The following is a 17,310-nucleotide window of genomic DNA, read 5'->3' as shown; positions in this document are numbered from 1 at the left end:
TTCATCCTTACCTTTGAATTACAAACCGCCAAAGAGCATTCATGACTAATTCAGATATTTTACGGACGATACGCTATATTTTTAACTTTAAAGACCCTGAAATGGTCGGCATTTTTAAGGAGGGAGGATTGGATTTAAAGCGTGAGGAAGTAGCAAATTTTTTGAAAAATGATGACGAGGAGCATTTTCAGGCCATTGTGGACAAAGATCTTGCAGCTTTTTTGAACGGCTTTATCATCGAAAAAAGAGGGAAAAAGGAAGGTGAGGACCCAAAGCCTGAAAAGTCCTTAAATAACAATATCATTTTCAGGAAACTTCGAATAGCCCTGAATCTGAAGGAAGACGATGTGCTTGAAATTCTTTCTTCCGTTGGCATGCATATCAGTCCACACGAGTTGAGTGCCTTTTTCAGAAAACCTAGCCAGTCGCAATACAGACCTTGTAAGGATCAAATTCTCAGGAATTTCTTGAATGGGTTGAAAAAGAAACATCGTCCAACGGTCTAGTTAGTCTTCGACAAAGACGTCTACTACTCTTCCCACTTCTCCGGTGTCCAGCATTACTTTGATTCCATGGTGGTGTGTTGGAGAGGAGGTTAAAATTCGCTTGACGAAGCCTTCGGTGAGTTCACCAGATCTCTGATGGTGTTTTTGTACAATGGTGACTTCGCTGTCGATTTGGATATTTTTTCGGATGGTTCCGGGGAGAGTCTTCTTTTCCATGGGGTATTTAATGTAGATGCTGCAAATTACATTAGATCTGGTTTTTTGATAAGGGGATCTTGATTTTCTTGTATCGTTTGCCTGTTTCAAATCGTAATGGAAATGATTTTCAAATTGTTTGAAAGCTCATATTGGAGTTGAACTAAATCCAAGTTTCTTATGAAAGTAAGTTTGTTTTATTTGTGCATCGTTTCATTTCTGCTTTTTTCCTGCGATAAGGAGGAGGGAAAACCTGATCAAAGCCTAGTAGGTACCTGGGAAGCCGTTTATAAAAATTCTGAATATGATCGGGTGGAGACAATTCAAATTAATGCTGATGGGACTATAATTGGAACTGGAACTGTCAGAGAAAATGGCTCTAGTGTTGACTTGGGCTACACAAGTGAGGTAGAAGGGACCTATAAAATTGAAGGCAGCAAACTTTCGGTTACTCTTAAAAAGGCTGCATATTTGAATGATCCAGACATTACCTATACGACAAAAGATAAGCTTAATTTAGTACAAGGTTTTGAACGCGTGGATGAATATTTGATTTCGGATGATTTCTCTAAATTCTATTTTAGTTGTCCACCTAACGCAAATTGTATTCCGCCGCAGCCATATAAAAAAATCAAATAGTTTTATCTAATATAAAAACACTATGCTGATTAAAAGACTTTTACCTCTAATCGTCCTTGGACTACTTCTCTTCAGTTGCAAGGATAATGATGAAATCAACCCCGAAGTATTGACTCAGAACCAATGGCAAAAGGTCATTGAATATACAAATTCTGATCAGTCCTATGATATAGTGTATTCAATTGATTTCAAGTCAGATGGTGAGGTTTATTCTGAGGTTTCTGTTAGAGAGATGGAGAGCAAGAATGTGTTAGGCTTTCTGGAATATTTTAATGGCAACTACCAAATCGTTGAAAATAAAGTAGCTGTTTCGATTACAGAGCATTACATGAACTTAGGTGGAACGATGTATTCGGACAAGGAAGGTCTAAGTTTAATTGATAGAGAAAACGAAATCAGAGAATTTCAACTCAGAAACAAGAATTCTGAACTTCATACCATAATGCCTATTACAGCGAGCTCGGTGGGCATTATTTATGACCGAGTTGAAAAGTAATTAATCCTTAAAGGACACCTGAAAATAGAAAAGGGCTGCATTCAATTAAGAATGCAGCCCTTTTAAGTTGGTTCAACTTCCAAATCAATTCTTAGTTACTCTGTGGGATATTGACTAGAAGTGCAATTAAATCCTTTGGTGTATTCACAGTGCCTAGTTTTTCATCTTGAAAAATTACCTGTAGTTGATATTCCAATTCAAATATCAATCCGTTGATAAATACCGGGTCCATATGCAATTGGTGAATAAAATCAGCATTTTTTTGCTGACCAATCAGCGTGATGCCATAAGAGTGAAAAACTTCAATGGCTTTTTTTAGTAGTGTAAAGTGTTGGTTCATAGTTCTATATTTTAGGTGGTAATAGTTTATACATAACTGGAGTTACGATTCTTGAGAGTAGTGTAGAGCTGATCAAACCGCCTATTAAAACTATGGCCAGAGGCGAGATTAACGGATTGGTAGAGATTGCTATTGGAATCAAACCGCCTATTGCAGTAACTGTAGTCAGCACAATAGGTAAGAAGCGAACCTCACCAGCTTCACGAATCGCTTCATTCAATGCTTTTCCTTCTAATCTGAGTTGGTTTGTAAAATCCACTAGTAATATTGATGTCTTCACTTCTATTCCTGCTAACGCAATCAGGCCAATAATCGCTACAAAGGATAAAGAGTTCCCGGTTACCCAAAGTGCAATTAAAGCTCCTACCATTCCGAGAGGGATGACAGACAATACGATAATTGTGCTCTTAAAGGTTTTGAAAAGCAAAATTAAAACGGCAATGAATAAGAAAACGGTGACAATTATTACTGTATTAAATCCTGCGAAGGACTCTTGCCTTGTTTCATATTCTCCACCCATAGTGAAACTGTATCCTTCCGGTAATGATATTTGATCCATTTTTGAAATAACGTCTGCTATCACTCGGTCATTCAGGTAATTAGGATTTACGAAGGCAGAGACGGAAACGGATCGTATTTTATTGAAATGATCTATGGAAAGGTTACTACTTTCCAATTTTAAATCTGCAATCTGAGATAAAGGGATTGCTGCTCCCTGTTGGTTATTGATGTGTAGGCCATCAAAATTAGCCAGAGTAGCCTTTGCAACACGTGGGCTTGTGACTACAATGTCACGTTCAGATCCTAACTCGTCAGTGAAAGTCCCCAAGGTTAATCCTGCTATTGCCAATCTCACCGTCCGGTCAATATCTGCAATATTGATTCCCAGTTGTCTTGCTTTATCCTTTTGAATAGCTACTCTGATGTCTGTTTTTAGATTTGATATTGGGTTGTTGATGTAGAGTGTTCCTTCTGTGTTTTTAAGGAGATTTTCAACTCGGGAGGCTAGATTTCTGAGCGTGTCCAGGTTTTCTCCGCTAAGTCTTACTTCCACTGGAGCTGTCACAGGAGGACCTTGTTCGAAGTTTTTCACTTCTATTTTTGCGCCAGCATACCCAATAAATTTACTTTTCAGATCTTCAATAAGCGCCATTTTTTTGGGTGGGGAAGTACTTGGATCAAGTTGAACAAAGATTTGGGCGTAATCCGTGCGCTCATTCTCTGGGATTTCATTGTAATAGATCCTTGGGTTTCCCTTTCCTACGTTAGTGGAAAAATTCATTAGCTCAGGTACTTTGCTGAGTTCAGCTTCTACCTCTTGAGCTACCTGATCTGTCGTTGCCAGGTTGGACTGTAGGGGAGTGGTGATGTTTATGAGGAATTGCGGCTTTTCGGATGGAGGAAAAAGACTAAAGCCAATGATAGGAAATAGAATTAATGAAGCAGCGAATATTCCTCCTGCAATCGTCAGCGTGCGTACAGGCTTATTTAAAGCTTTCTCTAAAACCGGCGCATAGCTAGCATGTATCGCTTTTTGGACGAAAGTTAAAACTCGATTTTCACTCCCACCATGTTCTTTTAGGATTCTGGATGCCAAAAATGGAATAATGGTCAGCGAAACTAGCATGGAGGCGAGCACACTCATGATAACCGCCAAAGGCAAACTGCGAATGAAATCTCCGGAACCCTCGGGCAAGAATACCAAAGGCATAAAGGCAATGATCAGTGTAATGGTACAGCCAACCACGGAAACAGAAATCTGTTTGGTGGCCAAAAGTGCCGCATCCAGTCTAGAATGTCCTTCTCGTATCCATCGCTCAATGTTCTCAACCACCACGATGCTGTCATCTACCAAAAGCCCGAGTGCGACTACCAACCCAACAATACTCAGCTGATTAAGCCCAAAACCAAAGGCGTTTAGCAATACCAAACCTATGGCAAGTGAAAGAGGAATGGAGATCATCACTATCAGTGAAGCTCGATTTCCAAGTGGCAAAAGCGTAATGAAAACCAATCCTATGGCTATCAGAAAATCTGTCCCCAAGCCACTCAAACGTCGGTTTACATAGTCTGCCTGATCAAAAGCTGTAACTAGAGCAATATTTTCAGGCAATTCGGATTTGAAGGATTCCAGTACTGGAAGATACTTTTCTTGAAGAGAGGAAATGTTATTTCCTTCCTTCATGGCGGCTGTGATGAATAGGGAGCGATAGCCATTCAGTCTGGTCACATGCTTTTGATCTTCAAAGTCATTTTGTACCGTGGCTACATCTTTCAATGCTATATTTTTACCCTGATAGGAGAATATAATAGTCTCGGCGATTTCTAATGCAGAAGTATAATTTCCGCTGGTTTTTACATTAAAGGATTTGCTTCCAGCTTCCACGGCTCCCCCGGGAATATTCGCCAATTCACTTTGGATACTTCCGATGATTGCATTGATCGGAATATTCATTTCGGAGATTTTATCCAAGCTTAAGTCAACTCTGACGATTTGATCTGGAATCCCATGAATTTCTACTTTCTTCAATTCGTTGATTTTCTCCAAGGCATCCTGAAGCCGATCGGAATAACGCTTCATTTGTTCTTTCGAGGCATTTTCTGAGATCAAAGCAAGCTGAAGGATATTTACATCAGAAGGTCTGACCTTTCTGATTTCTATACTGTAAATATCAGCGGGTAAATCAGGTCGAAGGGAGTTTACTTCTCGTACCAATTCTTGATACTTTTCATTTACATCCTCATTGTAGTTGTACTCTACAAAGATCACAGCCACGCCATCCTGAATCTCCGTCTTAACTCGCTTAATATCCTCCAACCCATAAATCACATTTTCAAGCGGATCCACAACCAACTCTTCCATGTCCTCTGGACTAGCACCGGGATAAACGACTACAACGGGGAACTGAGGAGCCTCAATTACAGGATCTTCACTTCTTGGCATGTTGAAAAAAGTCGTCACCCCAACGGCAATGGCCATCAGGAAAATGATCAGTGTGAACTGATAATTTTTTACAGCAAAATCTGATATTCGCATCTTAGTTCTGAATTTGGATTTGAGACTGATCTGTGAGGTAGGCTGATCCGGAGATAATCAAAAAGGGATATTCTGCCAATCCAGCAGTTACTTGCACCGACTGGGAAGAGATTTTGCCCAGCTTTACTTCAACCTTTTCGGCCATTTTCTTGTCTTTAGTGACAAATACATAGCCTTGATCACCTTGGGCGTCTAAGAGAGATTCGTAAGGGATTTGCCATGCTTCAGTTCGATTACTTGGGAAAATAGTTGCTCTTCCAAACATGCCTGAGGCCAATTTCATATCAGCAGGATAGTCTGGAGAAATCTCTATCCAAAAAGCGCCAGTGACTGGATCAGCAGCTTGGCTCTTACGGATGATCTTTCCAGAAAAAGAGTTTCTTTCATCAGTATCTGTTACAATGCTTGCAGAATCGCCCAAGGAAATAGATGCCCAATTCTGATCATTTACGCTGGTTTGGTATACCCAATCACTAGCATTGGCTCCGTTTATTCTCAGGACAGGCGATCCAGAGGTCACTTGCTGGCCTTCATTTACAAATTTTGTTAAGACAAAACCACTTTGATTTGCTCTGATCTGCGAGTAATCCAGATTGAACTGAGAAGCGTTGAACTGCTGCTTGGCTATTTCTAGTGCGGTTTCTGCATTTTGCTTTTGCTCTAAAGTGGCTACACTGTCCGCAAAAAGTCTGGAAGCTCTGTCAAAGTCTCTTTGTGCCTTTTCCAAACTGATTTTGGCTTGATTTAAGCCGGATTGAATCTCGGTCAGGTTCAGCGTTGCTAATAGCTGTCCCTTCTTAACCTGTTCACCTTCTTGTACATACACTTTAGAAACAATTCCGCCAACCTTAAATGAAAGTGTGGTTTCATTTTTTGTGGTGAAATTCCCACTTGTGGTAATGGGAGTAGAAAAACTTCCTTTTTGGAGAGCTTGCACTTTGACTGGGATCACCTCACCTTTTGGTGGAATCAGACTTTTTGTTTCTGCTTCTTTGCAGCCATAAAGCAATCCTGCGAAGAGAAAAATAGCGGAGAGTTGTGTAGATTTTTTCATGATTAGTAAGTGTCAGTGAGCAGTTGTCTTTCAAGTGTCGCCTGTGCCTTCAGCAAAGCGTAGGCGTTAATGGTTTTCTGTAAAGCGGCTTGCGTGTATTGATTTCTAGCGTCTATAAATTCAATCAAGGAATTGGCGCCTTCCTTAAATCCTCGATCAACCAATCTGAGATAGGCACTCGAGGATTCGGTCTTTTTCTCTGCGGATCGGTACGAAGCCTCACTCGTTTTTAATTGATTTTTGGCAAGTTTGAGGTCTAGATTAAGCTTGTTTTCCAATAGGTTTTCCTGGATAGAAATAGTTTGAAGTTCCAGCTGAGAGCGCTGTATTTGGTTTCTATTTCTACCGCCTTGAAAGACAGGCATGGAAAGATTAAGTCCGAAAAAGACGTAGGCGCTGTTTTGGCTACTGAATTCAAAGTTGAAAGCCTGGCTTCCCAAATCTGCGAATGTGTTTAGTCTTGGAATCCAGAAATTCTGACTGGCTTTCAATTGAGTTTCCTGAATAGCTTGGTAAGTTGATATCTGCAATAGCTCGGGTCTTCCTGAAAGGTTTTCATCTTGTGTGAGCGTATTGATCAAATCCCAATCAGGAGCCTGTTCTTTGAAAACTAAGGGGCTGTCCAATGGTCTATTTAAGAGGAAGTTGAGATAGTAGATTGCATTTTTCTCTCTGTTTTCAGCCTCTATCATCAATGCATTGATGTTTTCAACTTCACTTTCTGCACGAAGTACTGAAGCGTGGAGTCCAGTTCCGTTTTTGAGAAGTGACTCATTGTCTTTCAGGTTGTGCTCTACCAGTTCTTTCGAGCTGGCTATTACCTCAATTGCAGTGTGGGCGGTACAAAAATCGTAGTATGCCAGCTTAATGTCCTGTATGAGTGTGGCTTTATAAATGGCTAAGTCATACTCGGTAACCTGTACCTGTTTTTCGCGAATGTCTTTTTGGTAGGAGAGGTCCGGATTAATGATTGGCATGGAAACCCGGAATCGGGCATCATAAAAATCGTTTGGAAGAAAATTCACATTGACGTTATCCAGTTGAGGAAATTGGGAGGATTGAGTCAATTCATTTAGCGTTCTGTAGGCTTCATTCAGCAAATCTCCCACAGGGAAATTTATCTTTCTTCCTCCTTTTGCAAGGTTATAGGTCATACCAAAATCAACTACAGGCAAAAAGTAACTTTTGGCATCCTGCAGTGCCAGCATGCTTTTATCGATAGAAATGTCTTTCTCTTGAAGGACCAAGTTATTCTCTATTCCCAGTTCAATATATTCCTTCAAAATGCCTTGTGCTAGTAGTGGCTTACTGACTAGAATGCTGAGAGGAAAGAGCAAAATCCAAGTGTAAATTTTCATTTTAATACATCGTTAAAATAATGAACAGTGTTTAATGGTGGTGCAAAAAAAAGGGAGTTACCCCAAGATTTTAAAGAAAGCCTCTAAGCCATCGCTTACAATATTTTCTCTACGTGGTATATCTATGACTTCACAACGTTTTCTGATATTCAAAGAAACTAATCCATGCACAGTAGACCATACCATATAAGCTAATGACTCAGCGTCATGACCAGGGAAGTATCCTTTTTCAAGAGATTCTACTATTGTCATTCTAAGCCCATTAAATGCAAACCAGCCTTCTTTCCATTCTTCTTTTTCAGAATCATTTACATGACACATAGGAGCGTCTTTAATAAACATAAGGTCGTACATATCAGGGTTTTCCATTGCAAATTTTACATAGATCTTACCCATAGCTTTGATTCTTTCCAAAGGATCCTGCACTACCGAGAGAACCTCCATTTTTTCACTAAGTGCTTTAAAGCCTTCTTGATGAAGCGCATGGAAAATCTCGTTTTTGTCCTTGAAGTAATGGTAAATTATCCCAGGGCTATATTCGATCTTATCAGCAATGGTTCTCATTGAGGTCTTTTCAATTCCTCTTTCAAGAAACAATGACTTTGCAGCTTTCAATATTGTCTCTCTTAATTCTTCCTTCTCTCTTTCTTTGCGATCTGTAATTCCCATTATATTTCAGTGAACGGTCAAATATAATTAAACACTGTTTAATAACCCTAACTTGATTTTACTTTTTTTCTGATTTTGCTGCATCTTTGATAGAATCGCTATCCCAAGTATGATCATTAACAGAAAATTTCCTCATCAGTTCTCCATTTAACAGACTTTCCTGCATTTCTATTTGCTGCCTGCTTTTAGAAATGTATTCATCCTTGTTATCCTTAAAATTCACCAACACTTTCAAAGCACTTTCGTCATAATCCCGAAATTGCTTAGCCAAACGGTGCACGGTATGAGCTCTGAAGCCAAGCTTCTTAAGCACATCTTCTCCCATTCGAATAGATGTATCCAGATGTTCTCTGTAAATATTTTTCACGCCCATTTCCATCAGCTCAAATGCATCATATCGGTTTTTGGCTCGAATCATAACTTCCAGATGAGGAAATTCCTCTTTGCAAAGCTCAACTAGCCTAAGACTGTATTCAGTATTGTCAAGTGCCGATATTAAAATGGAAGCGTCCTCTGCACCTGCAGACTGAAGTAACTCGGCTCTTGTTCCATCTCCGAAATACACTTTAAAACCCATTTTCCTCAGGTAATCAACCCGATCCGGATCAGCATCCAAAATAGTTGCTTCCACTCCATTGGCTCTAAGAAAGCGCCCCAAAGTTGATCCAAAGTGTCCAAAACCTACCAAAATGACTTTATTGTGCTCGTCAATTTTATCCATTTCTTTTTCGATTGTCTTGGCAGCTTTGTTGATATGTGGGATGATAGCCTTATCGAGAATCACCATGAGAATAGGAGTAATGGTCATACTCAGAGCCGTTATAGCCATTAAGGTGTCAGAAATTGACTGGTCAAAAATCCCCAATTGCAATGCGAACGCATAGGTGACAAAGGAGAATTCACCCACCTGGGAAAGGCCTATTGCAAAGCTTAGATTACTCGTCAATCGTAGCTTCTTGGTTCTACCAATTACTAGCAAAATGATCGTTTTCAAAACAATAATCCCTAGAGTAATAGATACTATGGTAGATGCATTTGAAATGATCAAGCTGAAATTAATCGTAGAACCTACAGCCATAAAAAACAAACCAAGAAGTAGTCCCTTAAAGGGTTCTAAATCGGATTCAAGAGCATGTCGGTAAGGAGAGTTTGCTAATATTACGCCTGCTAGAAAAGCTCCCAGTGCTGGACTAAGGCCTACCAGTTCCATCAGATAGGAGATCCCAACCACTATCAATAATGCAGAAGCTGTGAATAATTCTCTCTGCCTAGTCTTTGCTACCCAGTTTAAAAGTGGACCAAACCCAAACATTCCGAGAAGAACAACTATTCCTATAGCTGCAAAGATAGATAACGTCTGTACCCAACCTGGAAGATTATCTATAAGGCCATGCATTCCAGAAGTTTCGGTCGCAACAGTAGCAACCTCTCCGAAAATCAAAAGGGGTAACAGCGCTAAAATAGGTATTACTGCGACGTCCTGCATCAATAAAACTCCAAATGAAAGCTTACCATTCGGACTGTTCATTTGATTTTTTTCTTTGAGAGATTGCAAGACTATAGCGGTGGATGATAGCGCAGTGGAAAGCCCGGCAGCAAGCGATATTTGCCAGCGTACATCGAGCAATAACCCAATCCCAAATACTAAGGCAGAAGTGACCAATACCTGACTCAAACCCACCTGAAGAATGAGCTGACGCATTTTCCACAGATTTTTGGGTTCCAATTCCAGTCCAATCAAGAACAGCATCATAACTACTCCAAACTCCGTAGCGTGCATGATATCCTGACCTTGACCTTCATTGGTGATAAAGCCAAGTAGGTAGGGGCCAATTAAAATTCCTGCAATTAGATACCCTAATACAGAGCCCATTCCAAGCTTTTTGGCAACCGGAACGCAAATGATTGCTGCTAAAATATATAAGATTGCGTTTGCTAAAAATCCATTCATAAGCTTACATTTTAGCGGTTTTGGTAGGGGGTAAGATCATCATTATCCCGAAGGTTGAGTAATAATTCTCTGTAAGAATCTGCTTTTCTAATGAGTTCAGAGTCCGAAATTTTATAAGTTCCAGCTACATGGAATGGTGCCAAATAGTTCATGTGGCAAAGTCTGGCTGTTTGCTCAAATGGTCGAAGGAAATCCTCAATCTTATAATTATTTTTGCCTTCATATTGGTAGGCTTCTTGAGATCCACCTGAAGTAATAGCATTTAGAATATGCTTGCCCTTCAGGTAAATCCCACCAGGACCATATGCCCAACCAAACTCCAGGACCAGATCTATCCATTGCTTCATAAGAGGAGGGCAGGAGTACCAATAAATGGGATGATGCCAGATGACTACTTGAGCTTCAAAAAGTGCCTCCTGCTCATCCTGAATTGAAATGTTAAAATCAGGATAGAGTTCATATAAATCCCTGATTTCCACATTTTCCAATCCATTAGCAGCCTGGATTAAAGCTTGATTTGCTTCAGAATGCTCAAATTTAGGATGAGCAAAAAGAACGAGTACTTTACGCATGTATTTAGGCTTTAGCCTTGGAAGTTAATTTTCTTATGGGTACCATCACAAAACGGCTTGTTTTGGCTAGATCCACATCTACAAAAAGCTGAGACTTTACTTTGGTTTTTTATGTGTCCATCAGGAAGTTTAACTTGGAGATTTCCGTAAACCATCAGCGGACCATTGGCAATGACTTCCACCAATTGCTCTGACATCACATTACCGGAACTTGTTTCTTTTTGCTCTTTGAAATAATAACCAAGAGCTCCACTTGGACACTTATCTATTTGCTTGACAATTTCCTCCGTACTTGCTCCTTTTGCATTGACCCAAGGTCTTCTTTCAAAATCAAAAACTGAAGGCAATCCGGAAACGCAGTTTTTGGAATGTATACATTTATGAGGTTTCCAAGTGATAGTTAATTCTCCGTTGGAATACTCTTTATGAATAGGTGTGTCTGACATTTCGTTGATAAAGTTTGACGTTTTTAATATTACAAATTTTTCTATTTTAAAATAAGACAAAGTAGCTCGTATAAGAAAAAAGACCCAGTTACTTTACTGAGTCTTTTATAACCAATAAAACCAATCTGATAAAAGTATTCTTTGCTAATTAATTCAATCTTTAAGATTATTCTCAAGTATTTTTTGCCACTTTTCAGCAATACCGCGTTCTCCCGCTACACTAGTGAATAATTCACCGTCGTAAATTTCTATCGTCTTTGGAGAATGCGATATGTCTTTAAAATGAAACTGTAAGGCTAGAAAATCTAGAATGTAGCGTTTCTCGTTTCCTACTTGAACTCTGCGGATTTTTTCCTGTATGCTTACCTTGTTTACCTCTTTGAGGTCTATGACACTTTGCTCAGGATAGCTGCCAAACCTATGGTAGATCAACTTTTTGAATTGGCTATCCAAACCCAAATGGTAATGGTTTCTCCAGCGTTCGTGCAGAGTAGGAATGACGTTATTTGAAGTGGAAAATTCTTCAAATGTTGCCAGATTTTCATTCCTGATTTTTTTTAGTTTGTAGCTGTAGTAGATGAATGGCGATGCAGACGCCATCATAGCAAATGATGACACAGCAAGTGTGATAGGATCAATGGAGATCATAGGAGTGTGGTTAAATTGAATAGATGAATTGTGATTTTGGGATCACAGCGTGGGTTTCTATTCTGTTTTACCAGGTGTAATAAAAATGGATGAAAGTGTCCTTAACGTCAAAAAGTGGAATCGATTTCTTGAAAAATGAAGAAGCTAAGTATACTTTAAAAGGGCTTAGAAAGTCAAAATACCATTCAGGGTTAAGCTTGGCATTTAAGCTCCAATCAATCTTGAATTCAGGGATTTCCAGTAATTCTGGAGCAGCGTTAAATTGAATTTTTGCAACTTGTTCAAGATTCGAAATCGAATCATGTGTGTAGTCAATATTGGTAGAAACAATAGAGACAGGAAATGTAAAAACAGCTACAAACCATAAGATCCAACTAATGGATAGTATAAGGAGTGAAAAATGCTTTTTCATTTTTTATCGGTTAACATACTAATTTAAACCAAAATAATATGAGATGTCAATAGTATGACGTCCTTATTTTTTCAAATTATAAATTTTTAAGGAATTGAGGTTTTCTGAAACAGCTACATTTTTCCAAGGACTTGATGGAAATACTATAGAAGTCATCACTAACTCACCGTCATTTACGAATAATTCAATGGAGGCAGCATCCATAAATATTCTTATGTCTTTTGCTTCCCAGCTCATGGGAGCAGAGTGAATAGCAGAAAAGTCTTTGTTGAAATTACTTTCACCCGCACCTCTACGATCAATACTTACCAAACCATTTTCTTTGGAGACAAATAAACTGTCGCCTGTTTCATTTGAGAACGAAATCTTAAAAAAATCAGATTTAGTCTCTGCCGTAATTTCGAACGCCTCTGATGGTAAACCAGAGTTTCTATCCTTTACTCCATACTCTTTTTCTCTTAGATCAGTAAGTTCTTTAGCAGGCGCAGATTTTAGAAGCAAGGTGCCATCAATGTCAAATAAACTTAGCTCTCTGGGAACTGTCATTGCTGATCTCCAAACCTTTGTAGGTACTTGATTGGCATAAATCCAATTACTCATCCATCCAATGAAAAGAGTTCTATTTTGCTCAGTGGGAAGGTTGCTATAAGTAACTCCGGCATAATTATCCGGTCCATAGTCAATCCATCGAATCATCGTGTCGTCTGGAGTGAATTGACCATCCTCAAAATCTCCAATGAAATATTGTGTAGCGGATCCATTCTGAGGCCCACCTGGATTTATGCTCACTAGCAATACCCATTTATTTTCTCCCGATGGTGTTTTGAAAGGCAGCAGATCTGGACATTCCCAAACTCCACCATGCGCACCAATAGTATTTCCAAACTCACCAATCAAAGACCAGTTAATTAAATCAGGGGAACTGTAAAAATTAATATGGTCTAGCACCGCGAGAGTCATTATCCAGGATTTTGTGCCGTCTGGATTTGTGATTTGGGAAACTTTAGGATCGCGGAAATCACGAATTCCTGGGTTTTGTAGGACAGGATTTTTATCGTATTTATCCCATGTTCTGCCTTTGTCCAGGGAAAATGCTATTGCTTGATTTTGGAATGTATAGGAGGAGGTATTTGCTTCCTCAGCATTGTGATAGGTGAAGATTGCTACCATGGGAGGATTTTCAGCTGTTCCTAATCCCGAACTATTTTCAGCATCATATACAGCGCTTCCGGAGAAAATGTAACCTAGACTATCTGGATATAGGGCTATGGGCAAATCCTCCCAATTTACTAAATCGGTAGAAACGGCATGTCCCCAATGCATAGGTCCCCAAACAGTGCTGTCAGGATAATGCTGGTAAAATAGATGGTATTCTCCATTAAGGTAGGTTAGTCCATTTGGATCATTCATCCAGCCAGATTCGGGGGTAAAGTGGTAGGCTGGCCTATACTCCTCTGTCACCTGAGATTCAAAATTGACTTCAGGATCTGATTGGCAACTTGCGATTACCATCGCAAAAAATACTAGGAAAACTGAGTTATTAAGATTCATTCAATTAAATTTTTGATTGATAACAAGTTTTAGGATGTTTTATCATTTTACTTCACTTTCCATCTTGGTGGCAACTTTAAAAGCATTTTCGTCATATTTAGGTTTTATACAAAAGTCCTTCAAAGCTGTCTCAAATTTATCTTTGCCAGTTTGAAAAAACTATTAAGTTTCTTCCAAGCATTTTTACAGCTATCTATAATGGTTTTTCCACTTTGGGTTTCCAGCGTTTCTTATAAACCTTAAGCAAACTCGATGAACTCATACCCAAGTTGGGAAACTGTTGCTCTGAATTGCTATGTACATAAACAAATAACTTTGTGTCCCGCTCCAGCTTAAATCTCTGTCTGAGCTAAAAAAGATTCCATATCGCTTCGCATTCCTAAAGGAACAATCACTGTTTTCGTATCTTATTTTTTTAATTTTCGCCCTTTCAGTAGATTTAAGCCTTAATCTAACGCTATTTTCTATCTTTTACCTCAGATTAGCCCAGTTTGCTATTTCCTTATCTGATAAATTACCGATTCAGGTATTGAGATAGTTGGATTCATTTTTGGAAGTAACAGAAGTCTTAAAATTGAAATTTATACAATAAAAAATATGAAGGGAATTATTTTGGCCGGTGGGTCTGGAACTCGTCTATATCCTTTGACCATTTCGGTAAGTAAGCAGTTGATGCCGGTTTATGACAAACCAATGATCTATTATCCACTATCTGTATTGATGATGGCGGGGATCAAGGAAGTACTGATTATTACGACCCCAGACGATAGCGAGGCATTTCAGCGACTTTTGGGCGATGGATCACAGGTTGGATGTAGATTTGAATATGCTGTACAACCAAGCCCAGATGGATTGGCGCAGGCATTTATTATCGGAGAAAAATTCATCGGAGGCGATGAGGTAGCTCTGATCTTGGGAGATAATATATTTTATGGTTCTGGTCTTCACAATACATTGAAGGAGCACACAAATCCAAAGGGAGGAGTAGTATTTGCCTACCATGTCAATGATCCTGAGCGATACGGGGTGGTGGAATTTGACGAAAACCAGAAGGCAATAAGTATAGAAGAAAAGCCTGAAAACCCTAAATCAAATTTTGCTGTTCCTGGGCTTTACTTTTACGATAACAGAGTAGTCGAAATTGCGAAGAAAATCAAACCAAGTCCGCGCGGTGAACTCGAAATCACAGATATCAATACTGAGTATCTTAAAATGGGCGAGCTGCAAGTTGCTATCCTAAATAGGGGAACTGCCTGGCTCGATACCGGCACGCATCAGTCTCTTTTGCAAGCCGCCCAATTTGTGGAGGTAATCGAGGAGCGTCAAGGCTTGAAGATCGGTTGTATAGAAGAAATCGCCTACAGAGCTGGGTTTATAGGGGAAGAAAAGCTACTTGAAGCTGCTGATAAATTAGGAAAAAGTGGCTATGGTGGTTACTTGAGAAGATTGATAAAGTAAAGTCGATTATTTCTTGATAAGTTCCTCAAGGCTTGTTTTCATGATTTGACCCATGCTTTTGCATTCCAGGAACTTATCATTTCCATAATGTTTCGCTAAGTCGATTTTTAAAGAGGCAATATTTTCCGGTAAGGAAATCGTGTCGTGCTCCATGGAGCGCAAAATATCGAGGATGCCTTGCCGGGAAGATTTGAGTCGTGTAGCGATTAATGCACGCTCTTCTTTCTGGTATTGCACCATGGACTCAGGGGTGATGTATTTCATGCCCAATTGAATAAGCACATTGTTTTCCTTGAAATATTGGGGTAGGTAAATGGATTTTTTTCCCTCGTAGGATTGCTGATCAAAATCAATCGCGCGAATTCTATAATGCGTCTCTTCAAAGTCCGGTGTGACATCAATCACAAAGTTGGATGAATGCATATCACCCAATAATCTCACAAAGCAACGCTCGTTGAATTTGACGAATTCCTTCGCTAATCGAATGGGATTCAGATGAGGATCAGTCATGTGCGCTCGCATGAATTTGTCACCAGGAATGCCCGCTATATGTTCCTCTATTAGTGTGTTTTGATGAACTAAATAGGAAATCCTATTGGGTGAAAGTAAATGCTCAAACTCAAGCCCATAAACGCGTGATGCATCAGCGTTTTTCACATAGAAGTAATCAAAATTATCGTTGATTCTATTCACGATGCGTACTCGAAACGGCTGAGTATTTCCATAGACGCACAAGTCTATCCGGTCAACATACAGGTGCTCCATTACCGACATATCTCCACCGGCTTTCAGTAATGCATAGATCTTTTTGACATTTAGGTGGATTTCCTCACGGTCAGATTGGTCGTAGAATACCGTTTCCCAAAGCGTGTCTTGTTCTTTGGAATCATATAGTGCGATAGAACTAGAATAGCGAAGCAATTCGTGATAGTGGATAGGGATATCTACTTCACGGGAATATTTAATCAGATAGCGTCTCAGTCCATTGCTGATAGGATAGATTCGCTTCTTTTTACTGATTAAGGCCATATGCTACAATTCCACTTTTTGACTTTTCTTCAGGTTTCTATCAAAAATAAAAGGTCCAAATGGCAGAATTGAAGCAATGATTGCAAAGAATGTTCTGCTGAAATTCCATTTTAAATTATGAGCTGTAGGGAAAACCATGCAGATGTAAATAAGGAATAGAGCTCCATGAATCGATCCTACATATGTAACAGCCATCGGATAGTCCCACATGTATTTCAAAGGCATAGCAATGAAAAATAAAACTAACGTTGAAGTACCTTCAATAAGTGAAATCCATCGAAATCGTTTTGCCCAGGTATGTTGTTGGGGAGTTAGACTCATTATTTTTTAGCTATGTTAAATAATATTTTAAGGGTATTCCAAAGTTTTCCTTTAAGAACTTTATCTTCTGAAATAGTGGTAAGCGCATCTGCAAAAAGGTATTCAGTTTCCTTTTCCATATGGATCTGATAGTCGGATGCCGGCAATGCATTTATCGGGTGTTTTAGACGGCCGAACTTAAGAACGATGTGAGCATTCAGATCATAAAGTTCAGTGAGGGTCCTGCCTTCCAATTCTTTGGAAGAAAGTAGCCCAACTTCATTCATCGAATGGCCAACCGCATTAATCATTTTAACCAGCATATCCATTACCTCGCTCTTCAGTTCAGCTTCTTCATGAAGAACTAAAATTCCTTTTTCGAAATTCCCCCTCACTTTTAAAGGCTCAAGTTTTATTTCTTCGGTGGAAGGTGTGGAGGTTGTCAAATGCACTGTTTTCGGAAGAGTCTTTGGTTTTTCTGTCTCAACTGAATGATTTGAATCCTGTTTTCCCTGATCGGCTTTAAGTTCTTTTTCGAAGAAGAAAAGATCTTCGGTAATGATATGTTGGAGCTCTTGAATGCTCATATTTTCCATGTCGGAAATTGCTTAAAATTCGCCTTAACACAAAAAAAGAGGGGCAATATCTC

The 17,310-nt window shown here is 39.4% G+C and carries 19 protein-coding genes; 4 read left to right on the top strand and 15 right to left on the bottom strand.

Features of this window, described 5'->3' with window-relative positions; translation table 11 throughout:
• Positions 1-41: 41 nt before the first annotated feature.
• Positions 42-506 (top strand): DUF1456 family protein, encoded by a 465-nt coding sequence (locus tag AACZ73_RS16765; RefSeq protein WP_339879620.1) that lies wholly within the window; start codon positions 42-44, stop codon positions 504-506.
• Here the strand turns inward: AACZ73_RS16765 and AACZ73_RS16760 are convergent, their stop codons facing one another.
• A complete protein-coding gene (locus AACZ73_RS16760; RefSeq protein ID WP_339879618.1) occupies positions 507-812 on the bottom strand; it encodes a YwbE family protein in 306 nt (101 codons plus the stop codon).
• 69 nt (positions 813-881) lie between these two features.
• Here AACZ73_RS16760 and AACZ73_RS16755 point away from each other — a divergent pair, with 69 nt between their 5' ends.
• Entirely contained in the window at positions 882-1,340 is a 459-nt protein-coding gene (locus tag AACZ73_RS16755) for a lipocalin family protein (protein ID WP_339879616.1), read from the top strand.
• A gap of 22 nt (positions 1,341-1,362) precedes the next feature.
• Positions 1,363-1,836: a hypothetical protein gene (locus AACZ73_RS16750; RefSeq protein WP_339879614.1), complete on the top strand. Its 474-nt coding sequence runs from the start codon at positions 1,363-1,365 to the stop codon at positions 1,834-1,836.
• A 91-nt stretch (positions 1,837-1,927) separates the two neighbouring features.
• Here AACZ73_RS16750 and AACZ73_RS16745 read toward each other — a convergent pair whose 3' ends face one another.
• The 11 genes from AACZ73_RS16745 to AACZ73_RS16695 all read right to left on the bottom strand — a co-directional run bounded on the left by AACZ73_RS16745 (position 1,928) and on the right by AACZ73_RS16695 (position 13,874).
• A complete protein-coding gene (locus AACZ73_RS16745) occupies positions 1,928-2,176 on the bottom strand; it encodes an acyl carrier protein (protein ID WP_339879613.1) in 249 nt (82 codons plus the stop codon).
• Between the two features lie 4 nt (positions 2,177-2,180).
• A complete protein-coding gene (locus AACZ73_RS16740; RefSeq protein ID WP_339879611.1) occupies positions 2,181-5,213 on the bottom strand; it encodes an efflux RND transporter permease subunit in 3,033 nt (1,010 codons plus the stop codon).
• Position 5,214: 1 nt separating this feature from the next.
• On the bottom strand, positions 5,215-6,267 hold the full coding sequence (locus AACZ73_RS16735) for an efflux RND transporter periplasmic adaptor subunit (RefSeq protein ID WP_339879609.1): 1,053 nt from the start codon (positions 6,265-6,267) through the stop codon (positions 5,215-5,217).
• Positions 6,268-6,269: 2 nt separating this feature from the next.
• Entirely contained in the window at positions 6,270-7,625 is a 1,356-nt protein-coding gene (locus tag AACZ73_RS16730; protein ID WP_339879607.1) for a TolC family protein, read from the bottom strand.
• Positions 7,626-7,682: 57 nt separating this feature from the next.
• Positions 7,683-8,294, bottom strand: a complete 612-nt coding sequence (locus AACZ73_RS16725) for a TetR/AcrR family transcriptional regulator (RefSeq protein ID WP_339879605.1) — start codon at positions 8,292-8,294, stop codon at positions 7,683-7,685.
• 58 nt (positions 8,295-8,352) lie between these two features.
• Complete coding sequence (locus AACZ73_RS16720) at positions 8,353-10,245, bottom strand: monovalent cation:proton antiporter-2 (CPA2) family protein (protein ID WP_339879603.1); 1,893 nt, start codon at positions 10,243-10,245, stop codon at positions 8,353-8,355.
• Between the two features lie 11 nt (positions 10,246-10,256).
• Entirely contained in the window at positions 10,257-10,817 is a 561-nt protein-coding gene (locus tag AACZ73_RS16715) for an NAD(P)H-dependent oxidoreductase (protein WP_339879601.1), read from the bottom strand.
• Positions 10,818-10,828: 11 nt separating this feature from the next.
• Positions 10,829-11,263, bottom strand: a complete 435-nt coding sequence (locus AACZ73_RS16710) for a (4Fe-4S)-binding protein (RefSeq protein WP_339879599.1) — start codon at positions 11,261-11,263, stop codon at positions 10,829-10,831.
• Between the two features lie 153 nt (positions 11,264-11,416).
• A complete protein-coding gene (locus AACZ73_RS16705; RefSeq protein ID WP_339879597.1) occupies positions 11,417-11,911 on the bottom strand; it encodes a hypothetical protein in 495 nt (164 codons plus the stop codon).
• Positions 11,912-11,978: 67 nt separating this feature from the next.
• Positions 11,979-12,323 (bottom strand): hypothetical protein, encoded by a 345-nt coding sequence (locus AACZ73_RS16700; protein ID WP_339879596.1) that lies wholly within the window; start codon positions 12,321-12,323, stop codon positions 11,979-11,981.
• 63 nt (positions 12,324-12,386) lie between these two features.
• Positions 12,387-13,874, bottom strand: a complete 1,488-nt coding sequence (locus AACZ73_RS16695) for a glycoside hydrolase family 32 protein (RefSeq protein WP_339879595.1) — start codon at positions 13,872-13,874, stop codon at positions 12,387-12,389.
• A gap of 597 nt (positions 13,875-14,471) precedes the next feature.
• Between AACZ73_RS16695 and rfbA the strand changes: the two genes are divergently transcribed.
• Positions 14,472-15,332 carry a glucose-1-phosphate thymidylyltransferase RfbA gene (gene rfbA / locus AACZ73_RS16690; RefSeq protein WP_339879594.1) on the top strand — a complete coding sequence of 287 codons (861 nt, stop codon included), beginning with the start codon at positions 14,472-14,474 and terminating at the stop codon, positions 15,330-15,332.
• Positions 15,333-15,338: 6 nt separating this feature from the next.
• Here rfbA and AACZ73_RS16685 read toward each other — a convergent pair whose 3' ends face one another.
• The 3 genes from AACZ73_RS16685 to AACZ73_RS16675 are packed head-to-tail and all read right to left on the bottom strand — an operon-like array spanning position 15,339 to position 17,248.
• Complete coding sequence (locus tag AACZ73_RS16685; protein WP_339879592.1) at positions 15,339-16,361, bottom strand: hypothetical protein; 1,023 nt, start codon at positions 16,359-16,361, stop codon at positions 15,339-15,341.
• Positions 16,362-16,364: 3 nt separating this feature from the next.
• Entirely contained in the window at positions 16,365-16,682 is a 318-nt protein-coding gene (locus AACZ73_RS16680) for a DUF3817 domain-containing protein (protein ID WP_339879591.1), read from the bottom strand.
• Positions 16,682-17,248 carry a hypothetical protein gene (locus tag AACZ73_RS16675; RefSeq protein WP_339879589.1) on the bottom strand — a complete coding sequence of 189 codons (567 nt, stop codon included), beginning with the start codon at positions 17,246-17,248 and terminating at the stop codon, positions 16,682-16,684. Before AACZ73_RS16675 ends, AACZ73_RS16680 begins: the two co-directional genes overlap by 1 nt.
• Positions 17,249-17,310: the final 62 nt, after the last annotated feature.

This window comes from uncultured Algoriphagus sp. (assembly GCF_963974835.1).
Taxonomy (GTDB): domain Bacteria; phylum Bacteroidota; class Bacteroidia; order Cytophagales; family Cyclobacteriaceae; genus Algoriphagus.
This window is presented reverse-complemented; position numbering and strand designations above follow the sequence as displayed.